Source organism: Bdellovibrio sp. HCB290 (genome assembly GCF_047305925.1).
Taxonomy (GTDB): Bacteria; Bdellovibrionota; Bdellovibrionia; order Bdellovibrionales; family Bdellovibrionaceae; genus Bdellovibrio.
In genome coordinates this window covers 1,018,251-1,031,541 of the sequence record NZ_CP178620.1, presented here as the reverse complement: position 1 = coordinate 1,031,541, position 13,291 = coordinate 1,018,251, and the positions used below count along the sequence as shown (strand labels likewise).

Genomic DNA, 13,291 nt, shown 5'->3' with positions numbered 1-13,291 from the left:
TAATGAGGCCTTTTCCAGATAACTATTTTTTTACCTGATCTTCATCAGCAAATCGCTCACGCAGCTTCACTGGCTGCTTAGGTTTCTGCTTACGCATTTTGATGTTCAACATCTCAACACCCACCGAGAACGCCATCGCAAAGTACACATAACCTTTTGGAATGTGCACCTCAAGGGCTTCAACGATCAAAGTGAAACCGATCATCAATAGGAAGCTTAGCGCCAAAATCTTAAGTGACGGATGGGAATCCACGAAGTTGCTGATGGATTTTGCAGACACGATCATCACGATCGCAGAAATCACAACGGCTGCGATCATCACACCGATCTCACTCACCATACCAACTGCTGTGATCACGGAATCCAACGAGAACACCACGTCCAACAACAGGATCTGGAAAATCACAGAACCAAACGAATGCGCTACGTGATTGGAATGACTGCCTTCCACGCCTTCCAGTTTGTGATTGATCTCCATCGTACTTTTCACGATCAAGAACAGACCACCCAACAACAGAATCAAATCGCGGCCAGAAATCTCCTGCCCGAACACTGCAAACAGAGGTTCAGTTAAGCCGATAATCCAGCTTAGCGAGAACAATAAGATAACGCGCGTGATGACCGCCAAGGCCAAACCAGTGACGCGGGCTTTATCCTGCTGCTCTTTTGGAAGCTTGCCGGCCAAGATTGAGATGAAAATTACGTTGTCGATCCCCAGAACAAGTTCCAAGGCGAATAGTGTGAAAAACGCGATCCAGATTTGCGGATTCGATAGCATTTCGATCATTTGAACAGCACTCCTTTAGTGTCTTAAGAGAAACTAAAGGAGCCTCAACATTTTGACTACTGAAATCCTCTCACGTGGCGCTTCCAGAGAGTTCAAATTTGTTAATTGATTTCGTACTCAGCCGTTACTTCAACGCGGACTTTAATTTGGCCGGCACTAAGCTCCGTCGGAGCAGAGTCTGCCATGGCTTTCATGGCGAAATTACGCATTACCGGAATGGGCGGCTGCCCTGTATGGGTTCCGTGACTGATTCTGGAAACACCTTTGATTTTAACGCCTGCGGCTTTTGCAATCTCTTCCGCTTTTACTTTTGCAGCACGGACTGCATCTGCCAAAGCTGCTGTTTCCGCTTGTTGACGCTTATCAGAATCCCAGTTGATGGAGTTCACGTTCACGCCGCTCTCTTTAGTTTGCTTCTCTGTGACCAACGCATCCAAGAAACGCCCTGCATCGTCCACTTTGTGCAGTGTTACCATAAGTGATTGTACGACACGGAAGCCAACCATCTTGTTAGCCTGCGCCTTTTGGTCATACACGTACTCAGGGTTCAAACTGTAGTTGTCAGTTTGGATGTCCTCTTTTTTGATTTTAAATTCTTCAAAAACTTTTTTGACGTCTTTAAACTGATTGGCCGCCAAAGTTTGCGCCTGCTTGGCAGTTTGCGCTTTACTCCAAATTTCCACAGTCATGCTGACCATGTTTGGATCCAAGCCTTTTTCGGAAGAGCCACTGACCACGATCATACGTTCTGCTCCTTGGGCCATACCGCCCCAGAGTGTGACAGACATAAGTAAAAAACCTAATAGCTTGTTCATTTTAACGCTCCTTCGCTTTAATGCCTCTCAGAATAAAACAAAACATATATGAGCTCCAGAGGGATTGACGAATATCGTGCGCCTTGGCAAACTTTGTCTATTCACAAGTAAATGAAGGAGTCCTATTTATGAAACGTCTAGTTCTAATCGCAACAGCTGTAGCATTGATGGCAACAGGTTGTGCAACAACTGAAGAAAATCCAAATGCAGCTAAAGGTGCTGGTATCGGTGCGGCAATTGGTGCTGTCGCTGGTGCAGTTATCGGTCACCAAACGGGTCGCCGCAACGAAGGCGCACTTATTGGTGCAGCTTTGGGAGCTGGTATCGGTGGTGGTATCGGTCACCGTATGGATAAACAAGCCAAAGAACTTGCTGCAATTGCTGAAACAAAAAGAACAGAGCAGGGTTTGATCACGAAACTTAAGTCTGACATCTTGTTCGACACTGGTAAATCCAACTTGAAACCAGCGGCTCAATCTAACATTGCGCAATTGGCTCAGATCATGAAGAAGTACCCAGAAAACGTACTTACTATCCGTGGCTACACTGATGACACGGGTTCAGCGATGAAAAACAACCCACTTTCCAAAGATCGCGCTGAAGCAGTTCGCGCGCAATTGATCTTGGGTGGTGTACCTGCGGATACAATTTCTTCAGTTGGTATGGGCGCAGCTGATCCAGTTGATGCAGCAAAAACAGCAGCGGCTCGTTCTAAAAACCGCCGTGTTGAGATTGAAGTGACTGTGGATGCTTCCAAAGTACCTAAGCAAGCCAGCAATCACTAAGGTCCAATCAAATTTTAATTTACTCAGATCCCACCCGACTAAAAACGGGTGGGATTTTTATTTCTGTGAGTCTATACAATAACAAACACTCTGAAATGCGAATAATCGGGAGTAAAGATGACCGTCATCATCCGGGTTTTTTCCACAGCTCTAATATAATGATGTTGTGGTTAGGAGGTGGTATGTCCCCGAAAAACCGCGACGTGTCCTATTCGCTTGTCCAGATTGGCGCGATCTTGGTCATGGCAGCTCTAATGCTCTACATGATTCTTTAGATCAACAGTTCAACTGGGAACTTATAGCTCTCTCCAGTGGTAAGTTCCCTTGCAGTACGCCCCTGCGTTCTCTCCAACGCGGGGGCATTTTTTTGCTTCATATCTATTGCCATCATTTTTTCCCTCACGGTACGATCAAAGATCAGGATCGGATGGAAAAATGACTAAAGTACTTTCGTGCGTTTCGCTTTTAACTTTCTCGACTATCACTGCCCTTGCAGCAAGCCCAAAAGATGAACTGCGCATCGCAGTTAACGCCGAATTCGACACCATCCATCCCATCGTGAACACGATGGCCGCCGGTGGCCTGGTTCAAGACGCTATCATGCGCCCCTTGGTGATGATCACGCCAAATGGAAAACCACAAGCCGTGTTGATCAAAGAAATCCCAACTATTGAAAACAAAAAAGCCCAGCTCATCACTGACAAAACCGGCACGCACTTAAAAGCAGATCTGGAGTTCATCGACAACGCCCAATGGGGTGACGGTAAACCTGTGACTTGCAAAGACCTTGAAGCTGGCTGGAAGATCGGCAGCAATGACCTGGTCGCAACACCCAATCGCGATGACTATGACAACGTCAAAGACATCGTGATTGATAAAACCAATCCAAAAAAATGCTCCGTGATCTTTGAAAAAGCCCAGTACAATTTTTATGTTTCAATGCCGCGCTTGATTCCCGCTCACCTGGAAATGCCGGTGTTTGAAAAATACAAAGGCCAAGTGCTAACCTATGAACGCAATTCCCTTTACGCGTCAAAAATCACCGAGCCGGGATTGTACAATGGTCCCTACCGCGTGGCAGAGCTAAAACAAGGCAGTCACATTGTCTTGGTTCCGAATGAAAAATTCTATGGCAAGAAGCCGTACTTTAAGAAAGTGATCTTTAAGTTCATTTTAAATTCCACATCGATGGAAGCAAATCTTATGAGTGGCAACGTTGATATGACGTCGTCTTCAGGGATGAGCTTTGATCAGACACTGGCATTCGATAAAAAAGTACAGTCACAAAATCTTCCCTACGAAGTGAAATACGTAGCCGGTTCGATGTATGCGCACATCGAGTTGAATCTGGACAATTCTATTCTTAAAGACCTGAATGTGCGTAAAGCCTTAAACTTTTCCTTCAACCGCGCAGAGATGGCCAAGTCCTTCTTTGACGGCAAGCAGCCCCCTGCCCTGCACTTTTCGACTCCGTTTGACGAGTGGTATACCGATGATCCAAAATTCATCACGCTTTACCCATATAGCCGCATCAAAGCGCAGCGCTTGTTAGATGAAGCCGGTTGGAAAATGGAGAAAGATGGCTACCGTTATAAAGACGGAAAAAAAATGTCACTAACTATGACCAATGTCGCCGACAATAAAATGAACGAGATGATTGCGGTCTACCTGCAAAATCAGTGGAAGCAATTGGGATTGGAAGTAGTTCTAAAAAGTTTCCCGGCGCGCATCTTCTTCGGTGAAATCCTACGCCAAAGAAAATTCGAAATGGCAGCATTAACGTGGGTAGAATCTCCCAACATGGTTCCGCAAGGAACAATGAGTTCCACCATGGTTCCATCCCAAGGCAACGGCTGGTCCGGCCACAATCGCTCCGGATGGAGAAACAAAGAAGTTGATAAACTATTGGTGCAGGCATCAGAAGAATTCAACACCGCAAAACGCACCGAGATCATGCACAAAGTGCTAAAGGCCTATACCGAAGAACTACCGCAACTACCAAGCTACTACCGCTCAAACACCTCGATCATCCCCAAAGGCCTAAAAGGCTACGAGATGTCCGGCCACAACAACAGCGAATACCTAAGAATAGAAAACTGGCACTTCTAAGCGGTAACAGTTCCCTTTTCGTACTGCTTCGCAGTACAGAAAGGTAACTGTTACCTCGGGAATTAGTTCTTCCACTCCGGCTTACGAAGTTTGGTGAAATCGATCGTTTTAGCAACTGCTTCTGCTGCTTCCTTTTGGTCAAGTCGAATTGCAGCTTGCAGCCAGTTCGCTTGCAAGTATGCCGCTTCTTCTTCAGTAAGACCCGCCTTCACCAAAAGTGGAATGGTCTTTTTATCCTTCACCTGATTCTGGAAGAAATTCTCTCCGTATACCTTCACTGGATTTAGAGACTCTACAAATGCCTTCATGCCGCCAACTTCTGAAAGATCGCTAGTGATTTTAGCATCACCTGGTGCCGAATAGGAGTTATAGAAGTCCTTTGCCCGATAGTAGTACGGACTTAGTCCTTGCAAGAAATCCGGCACGATGTCGTCAGCCACCAAAATCGGTTGTATCTTCTCGGGTGTAGCAACATACAAAGAGTCCTCTATGCTCAAACCAGGACTAAAACTTAAATAGTATACTGCTGAAGACAAGCCATCTATGCGTAGTCGTGGCAGGTTCAATTTCAAAGTAAATGCCGCATTCTCAACTAGATAACGAGCCTTCGAGAGGATTCTCTCGCGCTCGGCAAAAAACACATTCTTATAAAGATCGCGGCGCTCACATCCCAGCATTTTTCTTTCTGCATCATTCGCCGCCATAATGTGCTCGTCTGCACAATACATATTTGCTGTACGCTTCACTTCTTTTCCGAAGTAACCCCACTCGATCGCAGCAGCATCATAAGGCAGAGAATTACTTTTCGTATACTCGCCCAATATGGAATACGCAGGCGCCGGGGGATAATCCATCACGGTGGAGCTTAGAGCCACGGGTTTCACTGTTCCGTCTTTCTGAATCAGATCCATGGCCTCTGCGATTTCCTGATCACTTGCCGGTGCATTGGAAGTACCTGCAAAGTTATGTCGTAGTCCGACCACATGCCCCAACTCGTGGGCCATCACCTCACCAACGACGTTGACCTTGTGAACGGAAGCCGCATCAAACTCTAAATTGCACAGGCCATTGCCGGGCATGCCAACAACGTCATCAGATTTAGGTTTTCCATCGACATACATCTTATCGGCAGTAAAGACGGAAGTGATATAGACGATCGCGCGCAAGGACTCGCCCGTCAAAGGATCCGTTTGAATATTGGCGAAGGCTCCATTACCCTGATCCCACTGAATCCAGCGAACCACGATAGAGCGATCCGGTTGGAAAGCTTCGACCTTGTAGTCAAATTCCACTTGCATTACGTCACGACCAAAAATTTTATTCCAGTATCTTACCGAAGCATCCACCCCTTCACGCAAAGGTTGAGGAAATTCCGGTGCGACCAAGACACGAATCGGACCGCGAGATTCAGCGATATCCCAACGGGCGATCTGTCCCAACGGCTCACGCTCGTCGGAATTCTTTTTACCGACCTTATTGATGAAGTAACCGAAACGCTCCTGGGAGTCGTAGTTACGAACCACGAATTCCTCGTTACTTACATAAGGCTTAATTTCAATGGCAAGTGTTGCACCCTGCTCCACCTCTTTAGGAACACTAGTATACTTGTCGACATTCTTTTGGGTTTTAGGATCCAGTTCTACGTACGACTTAAAAGGAACCACCATGCGGATGTCCTGCACCAATTGAATCGCATTGTCTTTTAATACTAGGGACTTCACGAAGGAGTCTTTAACCTTCAAAGTGTTCTCTGACTTGGATTCAACTATCTGACTTTGCACTGAATAAATTCGTGGATCAGTGATCGTAAGGCCCTCTTGCAAGTTCAGGTTCACAAAACCCTGGCCAATATCAAAAACCACGTTTTCAGCAGTCTCGGAAACAACTGGAAAAGTCTGAATCAGGGCATCCGCCACGATTTGCGACTGCAAATTATCGGTTGAGCGATTGTAGACCGCAATGCGATCGCCACTTTGCTCGAAAGAAACCACCAACGACCTAATATATTCGGGAGCTGCCGAACGAGAAGCCGCCGTTTTGATCGGCATCACTATAAAGAGTTTACCTAAAGAGGACTTAGCAAAGGTCACCGTGTTCTTTTGAATGGTCGCAGTCGCCTCAATCTTTGCCGGCGGCAGAAGCTTCTCTTCGACTCTGACGGTTTCCTTGTTGGTACAAGCAGCCAGCAAAGACGAGCATAAAAGGACAGCAACAGAAATACGATTCCAGAACTGCATGGTCACTCCTAAAAAACGCCGCAGCCCCACTGTCTAAGAATGAGACAGCGAGACCAAAATGGGAGCCCTTTGGGGGGCCAACTCCAATTTAGCGTGCTTAAATTTTCAGAAGTCTTAAGGATGCAAAAAGATGACCGGGATTTCGGTAACAGTTCCCTTTTCGTACTGCTTCGCAGTACAGAAAGGGAACTGTTACCTCAAAAAAAAAGCCCGCTCGAGAGCGGGCTTTTTAAGCTAGTTCAATTTAACTAAGATAATTAGTTAACAGATGCGTTGTCGCAAGTTGGAACTGTGTATGCTTTAGTGAAAAGCAAACGAGCTGGAGCTTCGTTACCAACTTGAGAGTAAACTTTTACGTTAACAGTCAATGGGTAAGTGCCAGTGTAAACAACGTCACGGCAAACAGTTTTGTCACCTTTAGAAGAATCACAGAAAGATTCTTTTTGAGTGTAGTTGATTGGAGTAGAAAGGATTTCAGAACCAACAACTTCGAACTCTGTGCGACCGTTTTGGTTAGTTGGTTGTTTAGTAACAACGATGTCTACTGGTTTTTGAGTGCGTAGTTCGTTACCATCAACACATACGAAAGTGTAATCAATAGCGCGGCCCATGTATACAGCTGGAGCTACGATTTGGTATGGACCTTTAGCTGCAAAGATTTCTTCCCAAGAAGAGTTTGCAGAGATAGCTGCGTTAGCAGTTTGACCAACGATAAGAGCGGCGATAGCAAGGATCATGTTTTTCATTCTAATCTCCTGTAGGTATGAATGATGTTTTTTTGTTGTGCGCACTTAATGCTCTCGATTACGCGCAAAGACAATTCGATTTTGCGTGATGCGTAAATTTCACCTGATTTATGAAATCTTTCCATTTAACATTACACTAAAAGTGTCCTATGTAATGTAAAGTTACCAATAGATACGAGGACTTGTGACTCCACAGAAATTTATACTCTTAATTATCTCTTTATTCACTCTGCCTATTTATTCAGCACACGCTGATGAAGGCGGAAGACAGATTGTTTTAGATATTGGTAATGACTATTTCACCGGTCCCGAACACACAGATCGCCATCTTACGAGCAATTTATCTATAGGTATTATTCAAAGCGGACTGTTTGGTTTCACTAAAGGCTTTGAAGACAACTTCTCTCCTTCAACGAAACTATATTCAAGCTTTGCGCTCTCGCAGTTTATCTATACGCCTGAAGACACTGAAGCAGCGATCCCCGATCCCGATGATCAGCCCTATGCGGGATGGTTGTTCCTAACGACCTCTATGGGAACGCGCGAAGGGAATCTTTTAAATATCTATCAGATCGACCTAGGCGTTGTGGGACCTGCAGCCTTGGGCGAGGAAACCCAGAACTTCTATCACCGCGTGATTGGTGCGGATCAAGCTCAAGGCTGGGACTATCAGCTGCACAATGAGCTGGGTATTAACGTTAAAATGAAACAGGCCGTAATGCCCTATCGCTATGAGGGCATGGCGGACTCTGATTTCATCTATTTCTATGGCGGCTCCCTGGGGAACGTCGATACACATTTAGAGGTCGGCGGAATTCTGCGCTGGGGTTACAACATCCCTGATGATATGGGCTATCGCACCGTTGATGCCTATGAAGGCGACTTCTCTCTATTCACGGTGTTTCGTCTTTACGAAAAAATCGTAGCCCGGGATATCTTCTTGGATGGAAATTCTGATGGCGACAGCGCCTCGGTGGAAAAGCGTCCTCTGGTCACAGCTGGCAGTGCGGGACTTGTGATTCGCTGCTGGGATCTGGAGCTGGGTTATAGCTATGAGATGAGTACGAAGAGATTTAAAACTCAAACATCGCCGGATGCTCGCGGGAATATCTCCCTTAGCTATCAGCGCGGTTTCTAAAAAGCGTAACTGACTGCGAGAACCGTATTCACTGTACCTAAGAATACAAAGACCGGCTTCACGTCCCCGTTGGTTTCACGGGAAGCACTATAGAAATTCACAGCCGCAATCAAGGAGTGAGTTACCACGCGAATCCAACGACGGGATTCGCGCTTATCGCGCTCTCGCTCCAGGAACTTTTGCAGGATGCGGTTTTTTTCCTGAATCGAAATGCTGGAGTTTTCTAAGGCATAATAGAAGCTGTCGTATTCATTGCCGGTCCAATAGTAGCTCGCACCCAAACCGATCGCCGCAATCCCCACTGTCGACGTCAGCGCATAGACACTGCGGCTTAAGGGATCGTTGGAAAGATCATAGCCTATTACACCACCCAGGGCCGCGATGCCGCCTGAGATCATATAGCTGACTCCCATGCGTTCGTCTTCTTCCTGTTGTTGCTTAACGAACTCGCGGAAGTCGGACCACTCAGGCAGGCCCTGATAGCCAGTATCGTTGCTCATGAAGGCAAAGCTTTGGACCGAGAATAAAAGCGACAGCAAAACGATCAGCATCTTCATAGCTGCACCCCGAAGGAGATGTAGACGCCGTTATCCTGGTCCTCGCCCCAATAAGACAGACCACTGGTGATGTTTTCATAAACCAGCATGAAGCCGGCAGAGTGATCACGCTGACCGCCACTTAAAGCCAATTGGAGAATACCGATCTTATAAGCCATTGCCGCGCGGAAGGCCTCTTGCCAGTGTTCGGTATCGCTGTGAATTGCGAACTGCGTGCCGATTTCCAGAACTCCCAAACCCACAGGCGGTTTCACTGAAGCGCCCAGCAAGCCTTGCGGCTTTACCGGATATTGATCTGATTTTTCATCAGCAAAGCCCCAGTTTGATAGCATTGCAGACACTTGCGGCTGCCAGCTTTCATCGTCCCAGGCATAGACAAAGCCCGGTTCAACGAAAATCAAATTCTGCGCGCGCGAGCGAAAGATTTCTTCCGAGTCGGCAGCAAAGGCTTCGGTCAGCATGATGTAATTGCCAACGAACTTTACGTGAGAATAGCGCAACTGCACGCCTGCATAAAAATTCTCTCTGACATAGGAAGATAATTGCAGACGGATGTTTTGCTCTTCGGCGGCGATAAAGTTTATCGCCGGCAAAGCCGGATTATGAATGTCGGTGTAAAAAACCATGCGGTAAGGCTCGACTGAAAAGCCCCAGGTTCTTGCCTGGAAAGAAGCTTCCAAGGAGGCCTCTGCCTGCGAGGCGTCCCGGCGCGAGAAAATACGATTCACCTGCTCGGGAGTCGCGCGCCCATTGACCATGTCATCGACGTCACTGAGGTAGTCCATGTTTGTGCCCAGGAATAAATCACTGGCAAAACGTTGCTTGTCGTTTTTCGCGATGAAGGCAGGGTTGCAAGGCAAACCGCGCTCGATAGAATCCATTGAGTAACAAGTGGAACCAAAAGAGCGATACAAGAAACGACTGCCGCCATCACGCAAGTATCCCGGCAAAGCGCCGGCTTGTGCGATCGTTGCAGTCATTAAAATCAGGAAGGCAGAAGCTTTTAGAAGCATTGCTCACCCACGGGGATCTTCACTGAAGACATCTGTACTTTTACTTGAGTCAGTTGCTCGCGGTAAGCTTCCAGTTCAGATTTTTTCTGCGGGAAGGCCTTGGCCAAATCATTTCCTAAAGTATCGAGGGATTTTAACACGCGCTCGGTCCACTCCCACCAGGGGCGAACATCCTTGATACAGACTTTTTTGTCTTTGCTTTGAGTCTGCAAATTCCAGGAGATAATTCCTTCAGCGACATTGGCTTTTAATGCCACGACTCGCAGAACCGCACTGTAAAGGCGTGCCCCCGAGTTATCGGTTTTGGATAACACCACCACGGCTTTTTCGATATCGCTGCGACCCGCAGCGGAGACAGAAGGAACCTGCTCCCACTGGGCAAGGAAACCTTCCAGCTGATGAATAACTTCGTTGGTCTGCGCTGAAAAATTTAAATTTGAAATTTGCACACGCATGGTCGGCTGGTGCTTAACGACGACGAAATTATAAATGATATCAAACTTAATTCCCGCGCGAGCTGCGTAAGCGGAAGCCAAAGCCATGCGCACTTGAGGGTGAGGATCTTCTTGAACCAAACGTTGGAAATAAGAAATCGCCTGGTCGTAGTTCTGCTGATCGAGGTATTCGAAACCTCGGTTCATTTTATCTTCGCGCGATTCGGGTTTTTCCGAATTGCAGGCGCTAAGAGCAGCGATCAAAAGTAGAAGGGGGATCCAACGCATAGTGACGCGCATTGTAAACTCAGTGGGGCCAAATATAAACGCCGCAGACCCGGAATATAGTTATTTCACGCTTCGTTACTGCAAGGTAATCAGACGCTTTTAGCGGGGAAGAATCATACTTGTGGAGGGGTCAAATAATGGAGCTGAGCCACCGAAGTCACTGTAGGACAGGCTTTGCATCAGCTTATAAGCTGCTTGGTTTTTATCGTAAACCACTCCCTTTTCACGATCCTGAATGAAGGATGTGATGGAACCCTTTTGAAAGCGGCCTTTGGAATCAAGCTTCGCCAGTAACAGTGGTGCTAAGCCCGCTGTGCCCTGCACGTTGATTCCTCGCTCGGTTGCGAAGTTCCCCAGGCTGTAGGCGATCAAATGGCCTTTATAAACTTCCAAGCCCCTTGGCACATGCGGCCCATGCATCAGAATCAGACTTGCGCCCGCATCGATCGCTCCACGGGCAAAGGCCACGGAGTTTCCGCGATTTTCACCCATATAGTATTCGATCTGATTGGAAGTTCGGGTGGCACTCGATCCCTCGCCGCCTGCGTGGGAAGACACGATCACGATATCAAAACGTTTTTTAAGATCACGGATCTCTTGGTAGGTTTTCTCTGGTGTTGATATACTTCTGGGACCGGCATAGTAATCAGTTGCAATCACAGCGACACGCACTCCGCGAACCAGGAAACTTGCAACCTCAAAACCGCGCTTGGTGCTTGACTGAATCTGATATGAGCGCAAAGTTTGTTGAGTCGAGAGGAGCCCCTCTGAACCAAAATCCATGGCGTGGTTATTGGCTAAACTCACGACATTGAAGCCGGCATCCGCAAAGGTGCGAGCAAATTCTGTAGGAGTACGGAATAGGTGACGATTTGCACCTTCACTTTTGGATCCAGCACCTTTACCACCGTCGTACAAAGTTCCTTCGAAATTGGCAAAGCGAATGTCGCCGGTCTTGATATATTCTTGAGAATATCTGAAAAGCTTCCGGCCCTGATCGCTCGGAAGTTTATCCGTGGGATAATCTGTGCCAAGCATCACGTCACCCACAGCTGAAACGGTGACAAAGGATTCCTCTGCAGCGTTTGCCGCGAGAGAAAAACTGAAAGCTAAGAGTACAACCAAGAGTATTTTCATTGCAGAACTGTTATACTCCACCCTACAGACGTTGGCTCCCGAATTTGGCGTCAATAGCATTTTTTCAACCCTGTCAAATTCTGCGACAGCCCCCAAAATGCTTTAAGATTGAGTTAGGGCATAAGACATTTATCTTTCTCTCTCTCGGGAAACCAGATGCATAAATAGGTACTCCGAAATGCAATGTGCTCTTCAATATCATCACTCTTTAAGCCATCCATGTACTTCTTACTGATAACCAAGGGTTTAGTTATGTAATTGCTGGGAGGCTCTCCGGCAAAAGAACGATTCAACTCATCCGCCAACTGCCACCCTTGAGTTTGCAATGGTTCCGCCACTGCAACCACCTGCGAAGATTTCTCAATACTCACTCTTTCAATGGCCGCCAGAGAGCCGTCTCCCGCCGAAATCCCCACCACGTCTTCACGATGGACAGCTTTCAATGAAGGCGCCATATAGTCAAAATACAGATCGTTTATTGCCAATGTATGAGTCCAAGACTTTCCATAGCGCTGATTCCAGGCTTTTATCAATTGAGGAATATCTTTTTCCGCAGAAGAAATTGCCACGTCTACGACGGCGATCAGTTTAAAGTTTTTCATGGCCTCGATAGCCTTTTTCAAAGCCAGTGTTTTCGTTGTTGCTAGCGAGTAATCTCGATCGGTTAAAATAATTACCCCGCCAGGTTTGTTGCCATAGTTCGGAATTTGCGCCGCCGCCGTTTGAGCAACAGTGTATGGATCTGTAGTGATATTCGTGAACATATCAGGTGTGGGACCCGATTTCGCAGCGGCATGCCACCCAACGATCTTCACACTTTTATTGCGAGCTTTCTTTAAAGTGTCGCGAACATCTGCTCCGTCAAAACCTCCCAGCACAATTCCGTCAGGAGCTTTATCGAGAGCCTTTTTTAGAGTCGCACGCACACAGTTTTTCCTGCCTCCACAATCGGCAATTTCAACTTGCCAGTTCAGCTGGGCGCTGGCTTGCTTGAAGGACTCGCTGACGGACTTCACCCCACCGTTCATAAGGTTGGAGGCAACGAAAAGAATTTTTTTATTGGTCCGAGCTTGAGGCCCATTATGGGGAAGTGCTTTTGCAACTGGCGCAAATAAACAAGAGATTATGATTATCTTGCAGGCAGCTGCAAGAATCCTCACTTGTTGATTTAGACAAACTTGGAGCTTTTTCATAAATGAAATTTTCTAAGTTGAAGAACTCTTAAGCAAAACCATTCGCTAGTGA

Annotated in this window: 12 protein-coding genes; 3 read left to right on the top strand and 9 right to left on the bottom strand. The window is 46.9% G+C overall.

Annotated features, from left to right (window positions below; genetic code table 11):
• Window positions 1-22: 22 nt before the first annotated feature.
• Both ACLVWU_RS05045 and ACLVWU_RS05040 read right to left on the bottom strand, forming a co-directional pair.
• On the bottom strand, window positions 23-787 hold the full coding sequence (locus ACLVWU_RS05045) for a TerC family protein (protein ID WP_413577820.1): 765 nt from the start codon (window positions 785-787) through the stop codon (window positions 23-25).
• Window positions 788-888: 101 nt separating this feature from the next.
• On the bottom strand, window positions 889-1,602 hold the full coding sequence (locus ACLVWU_RS05040) for an SIMPL domain-containing protein (protein WP_413577819.1): 714 nt from the start codon (window positions 1,600-1,602) through the stop codon (window positions 889-891).
• 128 nt (window positions 1,603-1,730) lie between these two features.
• On the opposite strand from ACLVWU_RS05040, the gene ACLVWU_RS05035 reads away from it, so the two are divergent.
• Both ACLVWU_RS05035 and ACLVWU_RS05030 read left to right on the top strand, forming a co-directional pair.
• Window positions 1,731-2,387: an OmpA family protein gene (locus ACLVWU_RS05035; RefSeq protein ID WP_413577817.1), complete on the top strand. Its 657-nt coding sequence runs from the start codon at window positions 1,731-1,733 to the stop codon at window positions 2,385-2,387.
• A 435-nt stretch (window positions 2,388-2,822) separates the two neighbouring features.
• A complete protein-coding gene (locus tag ACLVWU_RS05030; RefSeq protein WP_413577816.1) occupies window positions 2,823-4,496 on the top strand; it encodes a peptide ABC transporter substrate-binding protein in 1,674 nt (557 codons plus the stop codon).
• Window positions 4,497-4,558: 62 nt separating this feature from the next.
• On the opposite strand, the gene ACLVWU_RS05025 is transcribed toward ACLVWU_RS05030, so the two are convergent.
• Both ACLVWU_RS05025 and ACLVWU_RS05020 read right to left on the bottom strand, forming a co-directional pair.
• Window positions 4,559-6,733 (bottom strand): zinc-dependent metalloprotease, encoded by a 2,175-nt coding sequence (locus ACLVWU_RS05025; protein ID WP_413577815.1) that lies wholly within the window; start codon window positions 6,731-6,733, stop codon window positions 4,559-4,561.
• A gap of 257 nt (window positions 6,734-6,990) precedes the next feature.
• Window positions 6,991-7,479: a hypothetical protein gene (locus ACLVWU_RS05020; protein ID WP_413577813.1), complete on the bottom strand. Its 489-nt coding sequence runs from the start codon at window positions 7,477-7,479 to the stop codon at window positions 6,991-6,993.
• 184 nt (window positions 7,480-7,663) lie between these two features.
• On the opposite strand from ACLVWU_RS05020, the gene ACLVWU_RS05015 reads away from it, so the two are divergent.
• Window positions 7,664-8,617 carry a lipid A deacylase LpxR family protein gene (locus ACLVWU_RS05015; RefSeq protein ID WP_413577811.1) on the top strand — a complete coding sequence of 318 codons (954 nt, stop codon included), beginning with the start codon at window positions 7,664-7,666 and terminating at the stop codon, window positions 8,615-8,617.
• Here ACLVWU_RS05015 and ACLVWU_RS05010 read toward each other — a convergent pair.
• The 5 genes from ACLVWU_RS05010 to ACLVWU_RS04990 all read right to left on the bottom strand — a co-directional run bounded on the left by ACLVWU_RS05010 (window position 8,614) and on the right by ACLVWU_RS04990 (window position 13,239).
• Window positions 8,614-9,174 (bottom strand): hypothetical protein, encoded by a 561-nt coding sequence (locus tag ACLVWU_RS05010; protein ID WP_413577809.1) that lies wholly within the window; start codon window positions 9,172-9,174, stop codon window positions 8,614-8,616. The two genes, ACLVWU_RS05015 and ACLVWU_RS05010, sit on opposite strands and share 4 nt — an antisense overlap.
• Complete coding sequence (locus ACLVWU_RS05005; protein WP_413577807.1) at window positions 9,171-10,187, bottom strand: hypothetical protein; 1,017 nt, start codon at window positions 10,185-10,187, stop codon at window positions 9,171-9,173. The genes ACLVWU_RS05010 and ACLVWU_RS05005 overlap by 4 nt, the downstream gene beginning before the upstream one ends.
• The gene (locus tag ACLVWU_RS05000) at window positions 10,178-10,921 is read right to left on the bottom strand and encodes a tetratricopeptide repeat protein (protein ID WP_413577806.1); all 744 of its coding nucleotides are present in this window, start codon (window positions 10,919-10,921) and stop codon (window positions 10,178-10,180) included. The genes ACLVWU_RS05005 and ACLVWU_RS05000 overlap by 10 nt, the downstream gene beginning before the upstream one ends.
• 87 nt (window positions 10,922-11,008) lie before the next feature.
• On the bottom strand, window positions 11,009-12,046 hold the full coding sequence (locus ACLVWU_RS04995; protein WP_413577804.1) for a CapA family protein: 1,038 nt from the start codon (window positions 12,044-12,046) through the stop codon (window positions 11,009-11,011).
• A gap of 113 nt (window positions 12,047-12,159) precedes the next feature.
• A complete protein-coding gene (locus ACLVWU_RS04990) occupies window positions 12,160-13,239 on the bottom strand; it encodes a substrate-binding domain-containing protein (protein ID WP_413577802.1) in 1,080 nt (359 codons plus the stop codon).
• Between the last annotated feature and the right edge of the window lie 52 nt (window positions 13,240-13,291).

What these genes read in the sequence shown, in the direction of transcription:
- ACLVWU_RS05045 (WP_413577820.1), bottom strand. Translation starts at nt 787, where the DNA reads ATGATCGAAATGCTATCGAATCCGCAAATCTGGATCGCGTTTTTCACA.
- ACLVWU_RS05040 (WP_413577819.1), bottom strand. Translation starts at nt 1,602, where the DNA reads ATGAACAAGCTATTAGGTTTTTTACTTATGTCTGTCACACTCTGGGGC.
- ACLVWU_RS05035 (WP_413577817.1), top strand. Translation starts at nt 1,731, where the DNA reads ATGAAACGTCTAGTTCTAATCGCAACAGCTGTAGCATTGATGGCAACA.
- ACLVWU_RS05030 (WP_413577816.1), top strand. Translation starts at nt 2,823, where the DNA reads ATGACTAAAGTACTTTCGTGCGTTTCGCTTTTAACTTTCTCGACTATC.
- ACLVWU_RS05025 (WP_413577815.1), bottom strand. Translation starts at nt 6,733, where the DNA reads ATGCAGTTCTGGAATCGTATTTCTGTTGCTGTCCTTTTATGCTCGTCT.
- ACLVWU_RS05020 (WP_413577813.1), bottom strand. Translation starts at nt 7,479, where the DNA reads ATGAAAAACATGATCCTTGCTATCGCCGCTCTTATCGTTGGTCAAACT.
- ACLVWU_RS05010 (WP_413577809.1), bottom strand. Translation starts at nt 9,174, where the DNA reads ATGAAGATGCTGATCGTTTTGCTGTCGCTTTTATTCTCGGTCCAAAGC.
- ACLVWU_RS05005 (WP_413577807.1), bottom strand. Translation starts at nt 10,187, where the DNA reads ATGCTTCTAAAAGCTTCTGCCTTCCTGATTTTAATGACTGCAACGATC.
- ACLVWU_RS05000 (WP_413577806.1), bottom strand. Translation starts at nt 10,921, where the DNA reads ATGCGCGTCACTATGCGTTGGATCCCCCTTCTACTTTTGATCGCTGCT.
- ACLVWU_RS04995 (WP_413577804.1), bottom strand. Translation starts at nt 12,046, where the DNA reads ATGAAAATACTCTTGGTTGTACTCTTAGCTTTCAGTTTTTCTCTCGCG.
- ACLVWU_RS04990 (WP_413577802.1), bottom strand. Translation starts at nt 13,239, where the DNA reads ATGAAAAAGCTCCAAGTTTGTCTAAATCAACAAGTGAGGATTCTTGCA.